Origin of the sequence: Alteromonas sp. NFXS44 (assembly GCF_040148705.1) — a bacterium.
GTDB lineage: Bacteria > Pseudomonadota > Gammaproteobacteria > Enterobacterales > Alteromonadaceae > Alteromonas.
On sequence record NZ_JAGDEA010000009.1, the window covers coordinates 16450 to 35196 of the forward strand.

18 protein-coding genes are annotated in these 18747 nt (G+C 49.8%); 7 read left to right on the forward strand and 11 right to left on the reverse strand.

What is annotated here, in order from left to right:
• Positions 1 to 26 precede the first annotated feature (26 nt).
• Complete coding sequence (locus tag J3369_RS13345; RefSeq protein WP_349587708.1) at positions 27 to 2051, reverse strand: oxidoreductase; 2025 nt, start codon at positions 2049 to 2051, stop codon at positions 27 to 29.
• Between the two features lie 143 nt (positions 2052 to 2194).
• On the opposite strand from J3369_RS13345, the gene J3369_RS13350 reads away from it, so the two are divergent.
• Positions 2195 to 2803: a TetR/AcrR family transcriptional regulator gene (locus J3369_RS13350; RefSeq protein ID WP_349587710.1), complete on the forward strand. Its 609-nt coding sequence runs from the start codon at positions 2195 to 2197 to the stop codon at positions 2801 to 2803.
• Between the two features lie 40 nt (positions 2804 to 2843).
• Here the strand turns inward: J3369_RS13350 and J3369_RS13355 are convergent, their stop codons facing one another.
• Positions 2844 to 4460, reverse strand: a complete 1617-nt coding sequence (locus J3369_RS13355; RefSeq protein WP_349587713.1) for a GMC family oxidoreductase — start codon at positions 4458 to 4460, stop codon at positions 2844 to 2846.
• A 113-nt stretch (positions 4461 to 4573) separates the two neighbouring features.
• Between J3369_RS13355 and J3369_RS13360 the strand changes: the two genes are divergently transcribed.
• Positions 4574 to 5302, forward strand: coding sequence for a DUF4403 family protein (locus J3369_RS13360; protein WP_349587715.1), 729 nt, complete (start codon positions 4574 to 4576; stop codon positions 5300 to 5302).
• A gap of 19 nt (positions 5303 to 5321) precedes the next feature.
• On the opposite strand, the gene J3369_RS13365 is transcribed toward J3369_RS13360, so the two are convergent.
• From J3369_RS13365 to J3369_RS13375, 3 genes are read right to left on the reverse strand one after another with little or no spacing between them, the layout of a single operon-like run.
• Positions 5322 to 6758, reverse strand: coding sequence for a wax ester/triacylglycerol synthase domain-containing protein (locus tag J3369_RS13365; RefSeq protein ID WP_349587717.1), 1437 nt, complete (start codon positions 6756 to 6758; stop codon positions 5322 to 5324).
• The gene (locus J3369_RS13370) at positions 6758 to 7423 is read right to left on the reverse strand and encodes a TetR/AcrR family transcriptional regulator (protein WP_349587720.1); all 666 of its coding nucleotides are present in this window, start codon (positions 7421 to 7423) and stop codon (positions 6758 to 6760) included. Before J3369_RS13370 ends, J3369_RS13365 begins: the two co-directional genes overlap by 1 nt.
• Positions 7424 to 7425: 2 nt before the next feature.
• Entirely contained in the window at positions 7426 to 8634 is a 1209-nt protein-coding gene (locus J3369_RS13375; RefSeq protein WP_349587723.1) for a DUF445 domain-containing protein, read from the reverse strand.
• A 195-nt stretch (positions 8635 to 8829) separates the two neighbouring features.
• Here J3369_RS13375 and J3369_RS13380 point away from each other — a divergent pair, with 195 nt between their 5' ends.
• Both J3369_RS13380 and J3369_RS13385 read left to right on the forward strand, forming a co-directional pair.
• A complete protein-coding gene (locus J3369_RS13380) occupies positions 8830 to 10281 on the forward strand; it encodes a DUF3336 domain-containing protein (RefSeq protein ID WP_502877451.1) in 1452 nt (483 codons plus the stop codon).
• Between the two features lie 49 nt (positions 10282 to 10330).
• Positions 10331 to 11716 (forward strand): hypothetical protein, encoded by a 1386-nt coding sequence (locus J3369_RS13385; RefSeq protein WP_349587728.1) that lies wholly within the window; start codon positions 10331 to 10333, stop codon positions 11714 to 11716.
• A 498-nt stretch (positions 11717 to 12214) separates the two neighbouring features.
• Here the strand turns inward: J3369_RS13385 and J3369_RS13390 are convergent, their stop codons facing one another.
• The 4 genes from J3369_RS13390 to fadR all read right to left on the reverse strand — a co-directional run bounded on the left by J3369_RS13390 (position 12215) and on the right by fadR (position 14630).
• Positions 12215 to 12796: a hypothetical protein gene (locus tag J3369_RS13390; protein ID WP_349587731.1), complete on the reverse strand. Its 582-nt coding sequence runs from the start codon at positions 12794 to 12796 to the stop codon at positions 12215 to 12217.
• Positions 12797 to 12875: 79 nt separating this feature from the next.
• Positions 12876 to 13235: a phasin-related domain-containing protein gene (locus J3369_RS13395; protein ID WP_119501850.1), complete on the reverse strand. Its 360-nt coding sequence runs from the start codon at positions 13233 to 13235 to the stop codon at positions 12876 to 12878.
• 78 nt (positions 13236 to 13313) lie between these two features.
• Positions 13314 to 13694: a VOC family protein gene (locus J3369_RS13400; RefSeq protein WP_119501851.1), complete on the reverse strand. Its 381-nt coding sequence runs from the start codon at positions 13692 to 13694 to the stop codon at positions 13314 to 13316.
• Positions 13695 to 13919: 225 nt separating this feature from the next.
• A complete protein-coding gene (fadR, locus tag J3369_RS13405) occupies positions 13920 to 14630 on the reverse strand; it encodes a fatty acid metabolism transcriptional regulator FadR (RefSeq protein WP_303575394.1) in 711 nt (236 codons plus the stop codon).
• 285 nt (positions 14631 to 14915) lie between these two features.
• Between fadR and nhaB the strand changes: the two genes are divergently transcribed.
• From nhaB to J3369_RS13420, 3 genes are read left to right on the forward strand one after another with little or no spacing between them, the layout of a single operon-like run.
• Positions 14916 to 16499 (forward strand): sodium/proton antiporter NhaB, encoded by a 1584-nt coding sequence (gene nhaB, locus J3369_RS13410; RefSeq protein ID WP_349587736.1) that lies wholly within the window; start codon positions 14916 to 14918, stop codon positions 16497 to 16499.
• A gap of 16 nt (positions 16500 to 16515) precedes the next feature.
• Positions 16516 to 17037: a disulfide bond formation protein DsbB gene (dsbB, locus tag J3369_RS13415; protein WP_119501854.1), complete on the forward strand. Its 522-nt coding sequence runs from the start codon at positions 16516 to 16518 to the stop codon at positions 17035 to 17037.
• Positions 17034 to 17585, forward strand: coding sequence for a GNAT family N-acetyltransferase (locus J3369_RS13420; protein WP_349587739.1), 552 nt, complete (start codon positions 17034 to 17036; stop codon positions 17583 to 17585). Before dsbB ends, J3369_RS13420 begins: the two co-directional genes overlap by 4 nt.
• 7 nt (positions 17586 to 17592) lie before the next feature.
• Here J3369_RS13420 and J3369_RS13425 read toward each other — a convergent pair whose 3' ends face one another.
• Both J3369_RS13425 and J3369_RS13430 read right to left on the reverse strand, forming a co-directional pair.
• Positions 17593 to 18084 (reverse strand): YcgN family cysteine cluster protein, encoded by a 492-nt coding sequence (locus tag J3369_RS13425; RefSeq protein ID WP_349587741.1) that lies wholly within the window; start codon positions 18082 to 18084, stop codon positions 17593 to 17595.
• Positions 18084 to 18746: a fumarylacetoacetate hydrolase family protein gene (locus J3369_RS13430; protein WP_303575398.1), complete on the reverse strand. Its 663-nt coding sequence runs from the start codon at positions 18744 to 18746 to the stop codon at positions 18084 to 18086. The genes J3369_RS13425 and J3369_RS13430 overlap by 1 nt, the downstream gene beginning before the upstream one ends.
• Position 18747 lies beyond the last annotated feature (1 nt).

An 18747-nucleotide genomic window follows, 5' to 3' on the forward strand; every position in this document is an offset into this window, starting at 1 on the left:
TACCGGGCTCAGTCTGCTTCGAACCGTTACAAAGCCGCAGCGACTCTTGTACCCTGTTCAATCGCCCGTTTGGCATCCAGTTCACGGGCCTCATCCGCGCCGCCGATACGATGACACGGTTTCGTCAGGCCGTCCTGCAATGCCCGCAGCGGCTCCTGTCCGGCGCAAATGATCACATTGTCCACCGGTAATACCATTAACTTGCCCTCTACTGTGCAGTGAAAACCTTCATCATCAATGCGATCATAGGTCACGCCTGCGATCATTTTCACTCCTTTCATCATAAGATTGGCGCGGTGAGACCATCCGGTCGTTTTACCCAGACCGGCGCCCACTTTGGAGGTTTTCCGCTGGAGCAGGAAGATTTCTCTGGATGACGGCTCTGGTGCAGGTTTAACCCCTTCCACACCAGCCCTTGCTGTCAGTGTCATATCCACGCCCCACTCTTTCATGAAAACGGGAATATCCAGGCTTGGCGCATCCTTCCCGTGTGACAGATACTCAGACACATCAAAACCGATCCCACCGGCACCGACTACCGCTACCCGCTTACCCACCGGTTTTTTATCTCTTATCACGTCCAGATAAGTGAGAACTTTACTGTGTTCAATGCCCTCAATATCCGGCACTCTCGGGGTAATACCGGTAGCCAGAATAACGTCATCAAAGTTGCCGTTATTCAGTGTGTCTGCGGTCACTCTGGTGTTCAGCTGAACATCTACGCCGGTAAGCTCAAGCTGGCGGGCAAAATAGCGCAGGGTCTCATTAAACTCTTCTTTGCCCGGGATCTGTCTGGCGATATTGAACTGACCGCCAATCTCAGAAGCACTGTCAAAGAGTGTGACTTTATGGCCCCGACGTGCAGCGGTAGTCGCCGCCGCCAGTCCTGCAGGACCGGCCCCGACCACAGCAATGTGCTTCACTGACTGCGCCGGCGCAATTTGCAGTTGCAGTTCATGACAGGCCCGCGGGTTAACCAGACAACTGGTGAGTTTGCCGTTAAAAATATGGTCCAGACACGCCTGATTGCAGCCAATACAGGTATTTATTTCATCACTGCGGTTTTGTTCAGCTTTAATAACGAACTCAGCATCTGCCAGAAATGGCCGCGCCATGGAAACCATGTCCGCATCTCCCCGCGCCAGCACGGCTTCTGCGACCTCCGGTGTATTGATGCGGTTACAGGTGATCAGCGGCACATTGAGCGCCGCCTTAAACTTCGCGGTCACCCAGGTGAAAGCAGCCCGCGGCACCCGTGTTGAAATGGTAGGAATTCGCGCTTCATGCCAGCCGATCCCGGTATTGATAAGATTCGCGCCGGCTTCCTCAATAGCCAGCCCCAGCTTGACCACTTCATCGTATGTGGAGCCGCCTTCGACTAAGTCCAGCATGGAAAGCCGGTAAATAATGATGAAGTTATCGCCGGTGGCTTCACGGACCCGGCGCACCACTTCAACCGGCAGACGCATTCTGTTCTCATAACTGCCTCCCCAGTCATCATCACGCTGATTCGTGCGGGCGGCAACAAACTGATTCAGGAAATACCCTTCAGAACCCATAATTTCCACACCGTCATAACCGGCTTTCTGCGCCTGAGTGGCAGCAAAAATAAAGTCGCTGATCTGTTGTTCGATTTCTTCTTCTGTCAGCGCTTTGGGTTTATACGGATTAATCGGCGCCTGAATAGCCGATGGCGCCACCAGTTTCTCTGAGTAGGCATAACGACCGGTATGCAGGATTTGCATACAAATTTTCCCGCCTTCTGCATGCACCGCATCCGTCACTTCACGATGATGCGCAACGGCCTTATCTGAATCCAGGCGCCGTGTGGCAGGATGGGTAGAGCCTTCTTCGTTCGGCCCGATCCCACCGGTCACAATTAACGCCACACCGCCCCGGGCTCGTTCGGCATAGAATGCGGCCATGTGTTTGTGCCCGCCCGGCATTTCCTCAAGCCCAGTGTGCATAGAGCCCATGATGACGCGGTTCTTTAACTGAGTGAATCCCAAATCAAGGGGGCGAAACAGATGCGGATACGTGGTGGTGCTCATGTTTAGTCCTGATGGTTGCCTGTAAATAAATTTTTAGCCAGGTTTGATGAACAACGCAAACTTGACACCGTCAAGATAACATCAATGTTGACAGTGTCAAGATTAAACGGGACACTCAGCGTACCGACTTTTCAGGAAACGCTATGACTTCCGGCTCTTCTTACCATCACGGTGATTTACGCAGTGCGCTCATAGAAGCGGCCACCATTATCATTGAAGACAGTGGCATAGACGCTTTGTCGCTGAGAAAGCTGGCAGAGGTAACGGGCGTATCGAGAACCGCCCCGTATCACCATTTTAAAGATAAAAATGCATTGCTCAGTGCTATTGCTGCTAAAGGGTTTGACGACTGGCACGCGTCTGCCAGAGCTATTTTTGAACAGGAAGATGTGACTCCGGCTACCCGTTTCCGCCGCTTCATTCACCAGTATGTCAATTATGCCGCGAACCACCCGCAGGTGTATGAACTGATGTTCGGGCGGACGTTATGGCACAACGATCAGGCAACAGCACAGTTGAAAGACATTGCTTATCCCTGTTTCCAATACCAGCTCACCATGACCCGCACCTGGCAGTCCAGTGGCCTGCTCCCTGAAGATCAGGATGCACTGAGGCTGGCGCAGGTGACGTGGAGTACCCTGCACGGTATCGCAAGACTATTAATTGATGGTATTTACGCCGACGAGTCGCATATCAGCGAAATGTGCGACTGTGCCGCAGAAGTGTTTATCCGCTCTGCCGGATTAAAGTAAGTTCTGAAGGAGAAGTACCTTTTGCAGAAAACCGGCCGGTTCAGGGGTGGCCGGCACTGCGGATGATCAGGTCCGCCACCCGCTCGGCAATCATCACCACCGGCGCATTGGTATTGCCCCCGGGCAACACAGGCATGACCGACGCATCTGCTACCCGCAGGCCATTAACCCCTTTTACGCGACACTGATTGTCAGTCACCGCCATTTCATCGTCTGCCGCTCCCATTTTGCAGGTGCCCACAGGATGATAGATACTTTCCGCATGCTCACGGATAAATTCGTCCAGCAATGCTTCATCGTTGTTGCCTAGTGGCGGTGACAATCGTTTTCCCCGCACGTCATCGAAAGCCGCGCTGTTTACCAGCTTGTCTGCCAGAGCAACCCCCTCGAGCAGCACTTTTTTATCGTCGGGATGGGTGAGATAAGCAGGCTCGATAAGCGGATGGTCAGCAGGATGACTGCTTTGCAAAGAGATACTGCCACGGCTTTTCGGATACAGGGCACAAACGTGAACCCCGAAACCGTATCCGTAAACCGAGCGGCGGCCATGTTCAGCCAGAATGGCCGGCAGGAAATGAAATTGCAGATCCGGCTGACCGGACTGCGCCAGTGAAGAAGAAGCAAAACCGCCGGCTTCAGCAATGTTAGAAGAAAGCAGGCCACCTGATGAGAATAAATACCGGAAACCGGCTGCTATGTAAGAGGGTATGGCAGAAAGTGCGACAGCATAGCCCTGACGGGACGTGCACCGGTATTGCACAATAGCGTCCAGATGATCCTGCAAATTACGGCCTGTCCCGGGGGAGTCCGCGACCACATGGATGCCTTTTTCCATCAGCATGTCACGGGGCCCCACCCCGGAAAGCATCAGCAAATGCGGTGAATTAATTGCCCCCCCGCACAGAATGACTTCTTTACGTGCGCCGATCCGGCGACCTTTGCCTTTATACCGCACCTGCACGCCGCTGGCGGTTTTACCGGTGAAAAGTACTTTTTCAGTGAGCGTCCGGGTATGTACCGTCAGATTGGGCCGGTTCAACGCCGGTTTAAGATACGCCTGCGCCGTGGACCAGCGCCGGCCGTGCTTTTGGGTGACATCATAAAAGCCAAGCCCTTCCCGCTGTTCACGGTTGAAGTCGGTTCTGACAGGCAAACCGGCAGCATCTGCAGAATTCACAAAACACCGGGAAAGCGGATCGGTATGACATAGCTTTTCAACTCTGAGGGGGCCGCCGGTACCATGATAAGCATCCGCGCCGCCGTGATAATCTTCTGCCTTTTTAAACCATGGCAGCACTTCGTTGTAGCTCCACCCGGCAGCGCCGGATTCAGCCCAGCGGTCATAGTCTTCCCGCTGTCCGCGAATGTAGCACATGGCATTGACAGAACTGCTGCCCCCCAGGGTTTTCCCTCTGGGCCAGAAAAGTTCGCGGTCATTCAGCTCACGTTGCGGCGCAGTGAAATATCCCCAGCCAATGCTGTCAAAACGACTGAGCAAAGACAATCCGAACGGCACATGGATGAACGGATTGTTATCTTTACCGCCGGCTTCCAGCAGACACACTGTAACAGACGGATTTTCTGACAAACGGGCCGCCAGCACTGCGCCGGCAGATCCCGCCCCGGTGATCACATAATCATACTGTTCTTCAACCATACGCCACCCGCAATGTGCTTATTCAACTGCTCTTACCAGTTTAACAAATTGTCGGCTATTGTCTGTGTTTTTTATGTTACTGTAGTGACAGACTCAACCACAGGGACAGAGGATTGACACTCATCTGGCGGGAAAAATGGAAAGTCGCCGTTTGCGGCCTGATGATAAAAACAGGCAGACTGACGTATGACGACTACACCACACAAGAACTACAGGCGTTACTGACTCCCCTGTTCCCCCGCTCTTTTCCGTTTGATGTACCGGGAGGAAAGGCCCGCCTGACAATCACGGAAGCGCAGGTTCATTGTCAGGAAGAATCAAACAGACTGGCACTGCAATGTTTCGCGGAACTTAATATTGCGGTGCTCGATACCCCGCTCTACCGGGCCCATGTCATTGTCGTGATAAGCGGAACGCCGGTTTACGATATTCAAAACCATGTGATCAGTATTGAGGATCTCAAATCCGACGCAATCCGGCTGGTTAATGACAACTATGCACTGCTCAATGACACCCGCTCACTGATCCGTCAGATTGTACCCGGGTTACAACTGGGTAAGTCACTGACTGAGTTTATCAATGCTCCCCTTCTGAATATCGCCAGTATCGCCACCACCGGCAAAACTGACCGTTTGCTGTCGTATCTGCGTCTGTATCTTGATCACAACAAACAGCGCATTCTGGACTATCACAAACCGGAAATTGATGCTGTGTTGCAGCGCCATGCTGAAACGCAGGATCTCAGCTATGCATTAGGCGGGCACTGGCGGGAAGATGTTTTTCAGCGTTGGGGCAAACAGGTATTCGTGGTCAACGGCGGGTTGAGATTCAGTTTCCGCTGAGGTTATTGATTTGCTCAGACTATTCAGCAATGACCGAACGGGGATAACTTTCAATCTGCTCGCCGATATCTTCAATACCCACTCCGGGTTCATCCAGCGAACGGGCCAGAATGGCTAAAGCTTCATGAACATAACCGGCCAGAGGGCTGATGTCTTTGACATGCCGGTTACAGCACACCATCCCCACGTTTGCCGTCCCGTTGTAGGTCATGAGTGTGATATTCACGCCGCCGCCCGGCGTCATGGTGGACACCGGATAACAGGCCAGTAATTTGCTGTCCTTCAGATAGCGGGCTTCTTTAGGTCCGGGCAGGTTTGAAATTAAGATATTCGCTATGGGCTTGACGAAGTCTGACAAGTGTAACCATTCAAACAACAGTGATACCGCCTGAATAGTGATGGTGTACGCTTTGAATGCCCCCGGCGTCGCTTTTTGTGCAGCATGTTTGACGATACGGTGATTCACAATAATTTGCCTTAACCGCACATAGGGGTCCCGCTCACCGTGGGCCAGTTCAACAGGCACAATGGCAATCTTATTACCGGTGGTTTTCTCACCCGGTTTGCGCAAATTAACCGGCATGTTGGTATACAGTGGTCGGGTAAACCGCTGTCCGTGATCGTTCAGAAAATGGTGAACCGCAATATCAAATACGCACAGCAATATTTCGTTAGCAGATGCCCGCGTGCGTCGTGCCAGCGCTTTAATCTCTGCAAAATCGATGTCTGTTGTAGTTACCGCCCTGCCCGCTCTCACCTGTCCGGTAAGGGGCGTCTGCGTACCGCTGAAGGGCAACGGCATATAATGGGTGTTAATACGCACCAGCTTCATCAGCAGCCGCAACATAATGATGAGAAACTGCCAGCAGGTTTTCAGTCCCTGCCAGACAGCGAACAACCTGTCACGCCAGCGCACCAGATGCTTTCTTTTATGACGCAGCCGTTTCAGCGCCCAGACCGGAGTAAACCCCTCCTCTGCAGGTCCGGCGGTATATCCGGCCTGAAACCAGCGAACCAGCGTTGCGCCGTCACCGTAGAGATGATGCACCCGCGCATAAATCACAAACTGAAGGCTGGTGTTGTCATGCAAAAAAATGAACTGCCAGAGTGGTTTTTCCGGGTCGAGCCGCGAAGCATGCAGCGTTTCGGTGAGTTTATCGAGCCGTCTGCGATCCTGAATGTTTTCAGTAATATGAAATTGCACGTGATAATCCATATCCATGTGCTTTACAGGCTGCAAACCCAAGGGGTAACCCAGCAGCGTTTTAACCTTGCAATTAAATGGCGGGGTAATTTTTGTGTGCGATTTTACTTCTTCGTAAAGCGCCCTGACGTACTCTGAAGCACATGCCTGCTCAGGCATTTCAAGGATCTGCAAACAACCCACATGCTTGGGACTGGCATCAGACTCCGCCAGCCAGAAAGACTTGTCCAGAAAAGACAGTGAGCGGCCCATCAGTCTTCCCTGTCTGTCCAGTCAGTATGTTTCAGGTTTGCCAGACTGTGACGGGCAATCCCCTGATTCAGTTCAGCCAGGGTGCCCTCCGGTAAAGTTAACCGCGGCAATAAACTCATCATTAATAAAGACAGGCAGTGATATCGCTGAGATTCACCGTCAAGGCTGCGGCCAAGCTGGTCATATTGGAACGACTGGGTCAATACCAGGGTTAACAGCTCTGTAAGCAGAGGTAACTCCGCTTTCTCCAGGGTCAGAGAACCGGAGGATTTAAGCGCATGCAATACATTGCTTATCTGTTTTTCCAGCGCACTCACCACCTGATTTCTCACCTTGTGGGCGTGAGGATACTTTTCGGCAAGATCTGCCGGACTCCGGTAAATAAACTCAAACAGATGCAGTTTCTCAATGATCATGTAGAAATAATAGAACACATCTTCCGCACTGATGCGGCCGGCAATAACATTTCGCAGTACATGCAACATCTGATTTTTGTGAATGCTGATAAGGCGTTCAACAATCACTTCTTTGCCTCTGTAATGGTAGTACAGGTTACCCGGACTGATATCCAGTTCCATGGCAATATCTACACTGGTTACGCTGTTTTCGCCATGCTCATTGAACAGTGACAGTGCCGTGTAGAGTATTTTATCTGCGGTTTTCATGATCAGATAAACACCAGATAAAGCTGGGCAAACCCGGCTGCCAGACCCAGCAATGCACCTGTCAGAATAAGCTTCCATTCATCCTGCCGGTAAGCAGGACGCAATACGCCTTCAAATTCTTCCGGCGGGAGAGCCTGCATGCGGACCCGTAAGTCCTCACCTACCCGCAAAGCAGAATGGGCGTAATCGTAAGCATAAAACAGGGTTTTATCTGAGTTTTCAAAAATACGCTGTACGGCCAGCGCTTTCATCTTGAAATAATTTTCAGAGCCGACACCCAGCCCGAAATATGGCTGGGCAATGGCCACATAGCGCTCAATGGCATCATTGACGTGCAGCTCGATAAGCTCCAGTAACGAAGCTGACCCGGAGCCGTGCAGGATCACATGGGTAATATTTTGCGGAGTGATAAGCTTGTTTTCGATAATTTCAGCATATACACGGGACACTTCCGCCTGCCGTTTCAGAAACATGCCCTGAACAGTCACAGGACCAAACTTGCGGGGACGTTTAGGCTCGAAGATGATCTTAATTGCAATCCAGTTAGTGGCGTAGCCCACCACCAATCCGCCCAGCGGCAATAACCACCAAGCCTGAAAATAGTGCCACAGAAACATGGTGGGTAAGCCGAAAAGGAAACCAAAATAAAAACCGGAACGGACGATGAAAGGAAATTCTTTAGCCCCGGCAGTAAGAAAAATTTCATTGATGAGTGATGGCGAACCGACCAGTTGCTCTACTACCAGTTCTTTAATATTCAGAATTTCATTTATATTTAACTGAAAATCTGTGACCAGCTTTTTTACAACCCTGGGCATGTCATTTTCAATCCGGCGGTAAACCAGATTCTTCCCCTGCACCGGCACTGCGGCCCATAAATCCGGTGCTGAAGCTTCCATCACCTCGTTGACCACACTTTTCAGCACCTGCTTTAAGCGCCGTTCGATGGCACAGGCCAGCTGTTCGCCGTCCAGACGTTGGGCGAGTTCTTCAACACTGAGCAGTTTGCCCAGAACCAGCTCTACTTCAATTTCAGCCATTTCCCGCCGTTTTGCAGGGATCAGCCCCTGCCACCCAAAAAATGGTCTGATCCCTTTAAATTCAATGGGATAAAACATCATTTTGACCGCCAGATAATTGGTCACCCAACCCACAATCGCGCTGATAAACGGGATAGACAGCAGGCTAAGCAGTTCCGGGTTCCATTCCATGCAAGCTATTGTTTTTGGCTATTTTACCGACATAGCTTCAGGCTAAAGGGAGATTGCATATTTAGCAAACCTTTTGCGGTGAAAGCTTGATCTGCGCCATGCGTTCAAAATTAGGTAGAGCATTCAAATTATTCCTGCCAGGCTGGTTAATATCACTGCAAGTGATGCGTTTCCAAAGATCAGTAAGAGGCCGGTATTATGATATTTTTCTCAAAATCGAATGCAATAGAGCAGGATATTGAACAGGCTTCTGATTATGCTGAATACCGTGAAGCCTGCCTGGCCCACGACGCCCTGACCGGCGCAGAAAACTGGAAGCGAAAAGAAGCCAGCAGAGATTATGACTACCGGTTGATACGAAAGCGTGTTCAACGCATGCAGTCAGCCAGAAAGTTACAGGATGTGACCGGCCTGATGTCGGTACTCCATGAAGGATTGCATGGCAATCTGGGTAATATCGCCAACCCTGCCCTGCTTACACACAGTAAAACGGGCACCAAGCAGCTTATCGAAACCTTTATCAGCGAAGTGGTGATGGCACTCGATGCCATTTACCGGGCTGATGAGTCTGTGGTGGACTTTTTCCATAAAAAGCAGTTTTTTGAAGAGACGGCCCATGCATTCGGCCGTTCCTGTCTGATGCTGTCCGGTGGTGCCGGTCTGGGATTTTTTCACGCCGGTGTAGTGAAATCCCTCAATGAACACAACCTGTTGCCCACCGTGATATCAGGCGCCAGTGCCGGTGCTATTATCGCTGCTATGATTGGCACAAAAAACCAGCAGGAACTGCAGGAAGCCCTGTCTCCTGAGTTTATTCTGAGTAAGTTTCGTTACTGGAGAAAATGGTCAGGGTTTGGCAGGAAGTCGCTGCTGGATGCCACAGCACTGGAAAACACCCTCATTGAATTGTTTGAGCTGATGACCTTTGAAGAGGCTTTCAGTAAGACCGGGCGTCATATCAACATTTCAGTATCACCGATGGATTTACATCAGCAATCACGGGTACTTAACGCCAAAACGTCTCCGAATGCTATTATTACTCAGGCTGTGCGGGCTTCCACCGCCGTCCCGTTATTTTTCAGCCCGGTGCAACTACGCGCTAAAAATGCTGCCGGCGACATCATACCGTACATCCCTAACCGCAGGTTCGTGGACGGCTCACTCATGGCGGATTTGCCTTTCAGACAGTTGTCACGGTTATACGGTGTTAACCACAGCATTGTCAGCCAGACAAATCCACTCGCTGTGCCTTTTTTGTCTTCGAACCGCGCCGGCGCTACCACACTGACCGGACTGACATTCCGCCACGTCAGTCAACTGGCAAAGTCTAACAGCATTTTTGCGTTCGACATGCTTGAGAACCTCACCGGTAACAAGGCTGCCCGCCTCGCAATTCATAAAGTACGGTCGGTTATTGACCAGCAGTACGTAGGCAATATTAATATTCTTCCTCATAAGCAGCTCAGGAGTCTCAGTCAGATCCTCGCCAACCCGACTTCAGAAAGTATTACATCGCTGATACGCAGCGGCGAGAAGGCTACCTGGGAGCACATTGATGTTATTGAAAGAAATACTAAAATTAGCGAGACGTTACGCTTATATTTAACTAAGCTAAAAGAACGGGAAGCCAGGGAATCAGGGCACTGATAAAAAACCGGAAAGGAAGACCCGGAGTATTTTAACGCTCAGGAATGCCGTGAACCGCAATGCCACTCAGGCTGACAGCCAGTATGTCAGCAAAGTCAAAAAACTCATTGAACTTGTCGATCCTGTGGATACGGCAAAGCCCTCAGTGGTGACATACGCCAGACACTTTTATGCGGTTACCGCAGACCTTAAAAAGCGCATTCAGGGCCTGGCACAGGAAGTCAAAGTTGTCAGCGAAACCAGGGCAAACATTGCCGTGCTGGAAGATCTGAAGAAGCAACACAAAACCGCGGTGCAGCAACTTGAGAAAGAACAGGCAGATCGCCAGCGCCTGATAATCACTATTGCGTCGCAGATAATTTCCCTGAGTGAAGGGGAAACTTATTATGAGACCCAGACCGCCAGCTCCCGCTTTCTGGGCACATTACTTCTGCTCACGCGGGGTAAAGATGGCAATTACGCCCGCTATCATCAACGGCTTAAACCGCTTTATAAAGCCGTACTTGCTCTCAGATTAAGTGACAAAGTGCTGGCAGACAGCAGCGTAAAACATAGCTATCTATCAAAATATGCCGGCGTACTTGAACGGTTTACCGATGAAGTAAAAATGCGGGAATGGGCAAACTTCATCGCCACCCCTGTCATCGCAGCGGCTATTTTTCAGGACATCGGACTTTATCATGAAGAGGCTGTGCGCATTCTGTACGGGGAAGACGGCGAAGATGATCCGTTCAGAGAACTGGATGAATCTTTTCGCAAGCAACTGTTAAAGATTAACTATCAGCAAACACTGACCTTTATCAGAGACGGTATTTCCTTTATCAGTTGTGAACAGAACAAAGGCCCCCACGGCTTTCTTATGGAACTGATGCAGGACACATTCACCGGTAAATCCGGAATCGGCGATATTTTAAAAATCCCGCAGGTCTATTCCTCCATCGTCCTGTCCACCAAACCCGGCTATAACCGCTCTATGCTGCCGAAGGGTTATATGCTGATTGAACAAATGGCGAAACAAAAAAGTGTTAACAGCAGGCTCGCTGAGCACTTCATCAATATTGTGGGCTATTTCCCTCAGGGATTCGGTGTGTGCTTCATTCCGGTGAATGAAAAAGGTCAGGAAAAAGACCAGTATGAATATGCCATCGTGTCCCGGTTAAACCCGGAGCATCCTGCTGAACCGGTTTGCAAAATTGTGTCCAGAAACCTGACCTTTTTTGCTGCCGGCAAAGAAGAACGGGTAGCGAAAGACAGAAATCTGTTCTTTAACGCCACCAAACAAAAACTGATGAAAATTGACCGCGCACGCATGACAGAAATCATGAGTCAGTTGAAAAAGAACTTCACCATCGCCGATGTGGACGAACACATTCCGGCATTCTGGGAACCCCACGACTTCTTTGCCGACCGCAAAAACCAATCTATCTGGCGGTGATAGTCATCAATCATTGAAATCCCCGCCCCGGGCTCAGTTTTATTTGACATTTTAATTTTATAAATTTGGTCGCGAGCTTAAAAATCAGGCTTAGCAGGCATGATCGATATTACTGCTGTGGATATTGCGACAAACTTAACGACACCATAGTCAGAATTTGGGGCAGTTTAACTGCGGACAACTGCCCCCCTTCACCGGAGAGTAATACATGAAACGGATAACGCCTTACATTCTTCTATTTTCAGCCTTTCTTTTGTTCGCAGCCTATTTTGTGGAAGGGCTTGAACAACCATACTATCTTACTGTGGGTTTGATATTTCTGGCGCTGGCTATTTTGCTCAGCAATCCTAAAACGAGGGCTAAGTTATTGAACACGAAAAAAGGGTAGCGCTTTCGCTACCCTCTCAAAGACAACAGATGCGAAGCCGTCAGGATCACTCATCGCCCGGCAGGCCTGCGATTACCCGGCAAACCCGGATAACAGACAGGCTGTGAGCGTTACCTTGCTTTAGGGCGAACTGAAGATACCGAGCGGGGTCTCGCTCCGGGAGTGGAAGTCACCGTTTTCTTCCGGGTTGAAGGTCTCCGTGAAGGCTTCTCCGGCGGCTCTGCACTGGCAGTCTTTGCTGCTGTCGCAGCGGAATCAACTTTTTCAGCTACATCTTTCGTTTCCACTCTGGCAGAAGCTTCAGCTTCCTGTTTTGCCTCAGCTTTTTCTTGTGCCTGCTTTGCCGCCAGTAACGCTACCTGTTCTACCAGCACATCCACTTTCGCCGACAACACATCAAGTTGTTGCTCACGTTTATCACGCTTTGCCGTGAAAGACGGCACAAATGACCAGAGCGGACTGGTTTTGACTAACTGTTCCATATTGGCAAAAACAGCCGAAGGCGATAAAGATGACCGGAGATGTGCATCTATCCTGGCACCCCGTTGCTGCAGTTCATCAAAGGATTTTTTTTGCGCATCAAGCTGACGGTTAATCTGTTCAGTCACACCGGACAACTGCTCAGCGATAAGTTCGGAGCCGGCTTCAATCCAGCCGGTCAACGGACCGTTTGGCTTATTTTTCTGTACCATCACTTTTCCTTTATACTGAAGAAATCGTAGCGGCGAAAACACCGCGTGCCCGTTGTGCCGGACACACGGCAATCTGACATTATTTATTCGCTGCCAGCTTGGCAACCGCTTCTGTCAATGCGTCAATTTTGGCTGAAAGCTCTTCGATACGATGATCTGTATTATCCGTATCAAGTCCCAGCTTCTGACGTACATCACTCACTCGGCTTTCAACATCGTCAGTGGTTTCTTTGAATTTAGTACGGGCGTCATCTTCTAAAGTTTCACCCTTTTTCACTAATTCATCGAACATTTTAGACGCTTCAGTGCTCAGCTTTTCGTAACGGCCCTGTGCTTCTTCAACACTCTTACCGTAGGCGCCCAGTCCGGCAAGCCAGACTTTGCGGGCGAAATCTTCAGCATCGTTCAATTTGCTTTTAATGGTATCTGATTTGGTCATTTTCGGATCTCCTTGTGGAATTCGCTTCATCTGACACAACCATAAAATGAAAAGTTAGAAAGCGCATACTAATCCCGTTTATTTTTGCGAATGCAGACCAATCATATTGCCTTCACTATCCTGCAGCAGTGCGACAAAGCCATATTCGCCAATCGGAAATTTTTCTTTAATGACCGTGCCGCCTGCTTTGGGTACACGGGCACATTCAATGGCACAGTCATCACAGGAGAAGTAGACCAGTGTGCCCGTACCGCCCGGTGTCATTCCTTCCATACTGACCAGCGCGCCGCTGGCTCCGTAAGCCGTCATGTCAGAGCCAAATCCTTTCATGACCAGCGATTCATCCGCAGGTACAGAGATTGTCTCTAACTCACACATAAAAACAGATTCATAGAAGGTTTGTGCCCGGGACATATCACTGACGTAAATTTCAAACCAGCCAACGGGATTGAGGTTCATTGTGTTTCCTTACTGTCTGAGAGGTTGATTCAGGGCCGGCTGACCCGTTCTGAACACCACCGGCATTGACTTCACCGGCGTGCGGCGACATCAAGAAAACAACATGACGGGTAAAACGGATCCCAGCATAATGTAAGTAAAGGCTTTACCGCAAGCCCGGGAGATTCGAAAAGCAGATAGCAAAAAGCCCGGCGGATACCGGGCTTTCAGGATAAAACAGAATGATTAGTCAACGAGATCTTTTGGCATATCTTCGCGGATTTGTGCCCACACTTTACCTGACGCGATTCCATACTGGCGGATCAGCGCAGGAACACTCTCGTGGTCTCCGGACTTCGCTGCCGCTAACAGTTTACCGTAGAAATCTTTCGCCACATCACGGGCGGATTGCTGGGCAAAAAAGTAACCACCGATGCGGGAATACAATCCGCGGAAGCCGTTCATCATCAGAACAAATACTTTATTGCCGGATGCCAGCGCAAGATCGTGGTTTAACTGATAATCAAAATGCGCAAATTCTTTGCCGTCTTCTTCAATATTCAGATACCGGGCGATAATTTCCGCAGAGTCTTCAGGGTTATTCCGGATTGCCATACGAATAAACACTGCGCTTAAATTCGTACGGGCGGCCAGCAGGTTATCCACCAGCTCGGGAATACCGTCCTGATCGAGACGGGCCAAGGTTTCCAGAATATTCAGACCACAAGTTTCCCAAAAGTTGTTCACTTTTGTGGGTTTACCATGCTGAATCGTCAACCAGCCGTCTCTGGCGAGTCGTTGTAATACTTCGCGTAACGTGGTGCGTGTTACACCAATAAGCTCGGACAGCTCCCGTTCTGCAGGAAGAATGGTCCCGGGAGGGAAACGACCACTCCAGATAGACTCAACAATATACTCTTCAGCAAAACCTGCCGGGCTCTGGGCTTTATAAATCATAGGTGACTCGCCTGAATCTCTTTTTATTGTCAAACTCATTGTACCAGAGGAATTTTCTTTAACACAATCAATTAATCAGTCATAAAACTGATATAAGTTATACTAACTGAGGCCTGCGGCAGCTTTCTCAAGCTGTTTTTTTCAGGTAGAGTTTGGTTATGAGTGTACCAGATGTGATAAAAGCCACTAAAAACCATAACTTGGCTAATGTCCAACATTCGCTGGACAAGATTTACGATAATAATTACATTCACATCGCAACAAGTTGTTAAAGGAAAATTAACTATGCAAACATCGCTACCTATGGCGCTTTATAAGAACTTTCTCGGGCACGCGCCGGACTGGTACAAAAAAACAATTGTAGCGTTCCTTATTCTCAATCCTTTCCTTTTCATGGTAGATCCATACCTCGCGGGTTGGACACTGGTCATCGAGTTTATCTTCACGCTGGCGATGGCACTGAAATGTTATCCTTTACAACCGGGTGGTCTTTTGCTGATTGAAGCGATGTTCATTGGCATGACCTCGCCCGAACATATGATGCATGAAATTGAAGTGAACCTTGAGGTACTGCTGTTGCTGGTCTTTATGGTCGCCGGTATTCACTTCATGAAAGATCTGCTGCTGTTCCTGTTTACCAAGCTGGTAATAAGGGTAAGAAACAAGATGGTGTTGTCGCTGTCTTTTATTGCAGCGTCCGCGTTTTTATCTGCTTTCCTTGACGCATTGACGGTTGTCGCGGTCATTATTGCGGTGGGGCTGGGCTTCTACACGATTTACCACAAAGTCGCCTCCGGCAAAGAATTTCACCACGACCATGACCACACAGACGATGACGGTGTGTCGAATCTGGGTCGTGATGATCTGGAGAACTTCCGTGCTTTCCTGCGTAACCTGATGATGCACTCAGCGGTAGGTACTGCACTGGGTGGCGTAATGACCATGGTAGGTGAACCGCAAAACCTGATTATTGCTGATAAAGCGAGTTGGGACTTCGTTGAGTTCTTTACCCGAATGGCACCGATTACCTTACCCGTATTCGTATGCGGTCTGGCCACCACGATGATTCTGGAGAAAACGAAACTGTTCAGCTATGGCGCCCAGCTACCGGCGGCAGTAAGAGACATTCTTGTGTCCTACGACAAACATATGGATGAAGGCCGTACTAACCGCGATAAAGCCCGTCTGGCCGTTCAGGCGTTAATTGGTGTCTGGCTGGTTGTGGGACTTGCGGGTCACTTTGCTTCTGTTGGTCTTATCGGTTTGTCAGTCATTGTTCTGGCAACATCTGCCAGCGGTATTATTGAAGAGCATGCGTTAGGTAAAGCGTTTGAAGAAGCCCTGCCGTTCACAGCATTGCTATGTATTTTCTTCGGTGTGGTTGCGGTAATTATCGACCAGGGCCTGTTCCAGCCGGTTATCCACTGGGTACTGTCTTTCGAAGGCGAAACCCAGCTTGTGATGTTCTATCTTGCCAACGGTGTGCTGTCGATGGTCAGTGACAACGTGTTTGTAGGATCTGTGTACATTACGGAAGTGATGGCAGCGCTGCAGGAAGGCCAGATCACCCGTGACCAGTTCGACTTACTGGCTGTCGCTATCAATACAGGTACGAACCTGCCTTCTGTAGCGACACCTAACGGTCAGGCAGCATTTTTATTCCTGTTAACGTCGGCCATTGCCCCGCTGTTGCGCTTGTCCTACGGAAAAATGGTAGTGATGGCGCTGCCTTACACCGTGGTACTCACCTTAGTAGGACTGGCAGCCACCTATTTTGGCTTGGCAGATGCCACACAAGCGCTATACGATATGCAACTTATTGAGCACCATTCAGCTACGATGCCAGTATCAGGCGCTGAACCGCACTAAGGTTTTTATTGCAACAATGAATCTCATTCAATGGATTAGTCGCCAGGCGGAGTATAAACCCGCCTGGCTTCTTTTATTTTTATCTGCCGCAGGACTGTTGTCTGCAGCATTGTATTTTCAGCATGTTAATGGCCTGCAACCCTGTGTGATGTGTATTTATCAGCGTACAGCGGTTATCGGTATTTTGTTGTCCGGTTTACTGGTCGTTATTGTGAATCATGGCCTGACGCGGATGCTGGCTTTCGCCGGTTGGGCGGTTTCCTCGGTATGGGGATTTATGATCGCCCGTGAACAGTACGATATCATTCACAGTACTTCTCTGTTTGCCAGTTGCGAAATAGTGCCAAACTTCCCTTCATTTATGCCTCTTTACGACTGGTTACCAGCCATATTTGAAGCAAAAGGGGATTGCCTGGATGACGGCTGGCGTGTTGCCGGACTGGGTATGCCTGAGTGGATGATGGTGATCTTCGGGATTTACGCTGCCGTATTCGTTATCGTGTTTGGCTGTCGTTTACTGGACAAGAAACCCTTTTGATTGACTTAAGTACCCTGCCATCGCGGCTTCCTGCCATTGCAACCACAACCAGCCCCATCAGTATTGAACGGGCCGGGCAAAAACATGCCGATATGTTGTGTGAAGCGTCTCAGCAATCAGTCGGTCATGTGCGGCCATGGATGGGTACAGATCTGTGCCCTGTCACTCCCGCGCAGGCCCGTCAGTGTCTGACCACGCTGGAAAATCAGCGTGAGCAGGGTTACGGTATCACCTACCTGCTGGTGATGGACAACCGTTGCCTTGGCATGGGACTGATAAACTATATCCATCCCTTGCACCGTAACGCCAATCTGGGTTTCTGGATCCGGCCTGAGGCATGCGGACAGGGTCTGGCTGTACAACTTTGCCAGGCTTTGAAGAAACTGGCTTTTGATCAGATGGATTTATTTCGTCTGGAGTTGTTTATTGAACCCAATAACAAAGCCAGTTTACGTGTTGCTGAAAAGTTGGGGGCAGAAAAGGAAGGTTATTGCCGCAAACGTATTTGCGGCAGACATGCATTGCTTTACGCGTTAACGAACGAATAGCCGGATATCAGTCTGCGTCGTGCAAAGGCCAACTGGCGATATAATCTTCAAACGCATCTAAATCCACATCCGTTTCAAATACCGTTTTCCCTCTCACAGACATCCCGACCTGATGCATTTTGGCTTTCTTGCCTTTATTCAGCAGCGGATGCCAGGACGGCAGCCCGCGACCTTCATGTAATCGCCGGTAGCTGCAACTTGGCGGCATAAAGAAAATATCCTTGAGATTCTCTTTGGTCAGCTTTACACAATCAGGAACCAGCTTTGTGCGCTCTGCATAGCGGGTACAGCCACAGGTTTTGGTATTCAGAAGCGAACAGGCAATGTTGGTATAGTGAATTTCCTCTCCCTGATTCAGGGTATCCGTTGGCGCGGCTTCTTCAGCATCGTCATCTTCAATGAACTTATGCAGACAACATTTTGCACAACCGTCACACAGTGATTCCCACTCAGCAACGGTCATTTCATCAAGCGTCTTCGTTTCCCAGAACGGTGTCATCACATCACCACATTCGTTTCGACAGACATTAATTCATCCATCTCTGCGCGGATCCTGTCACCGGCATTCAGCGGGCCTACGCCTTTTGGCGTTCCGGTGAGAATTATATCGCCGGGTTGCAGGGTGAAGATGTGAGACATTTCTGCGATAAGCTCCGCCACCGGCCGTATCATCATTGCTGTATGCCCCTGCTGACGCACGGTATCATTCACGGTCAGGGTGAAATGAATGTCAGTAAGATCTCCGGTTTGCGTCAACGGAGCAAAAGCCGAAACCGGGCAACTGCGATCAAAGGCTTTGGCACGCTCCCAGGGATAGCCCTGCGCTTTGAGTTCACTTTGTACATCACGTAAGGTCAAGTCAAGGGCGAGCCCTGCGCCCCAAATAGCGGCCAGCGCGTCATCAGGCGTCGCTTTACACAGTGACTGACTCAGCAAGATTGCCACTTCAAGTTCGTTATGGCATTCGCCTTTATCTGAAGGGATCACTACGGGTTCAGACAAATGGCAAAGTGCCGGAGCCGGCTTCATAAACAACAAGGCTTCATCCGGCACAGTGTTGTTCAGCTCCTGAATATGATCAAGATAGTTGCGGCCGATACACAGGGCACGTGTCACAGGCAAAGGAACAGGCTGGCCCTGAATATTGAGATGTTGATACATG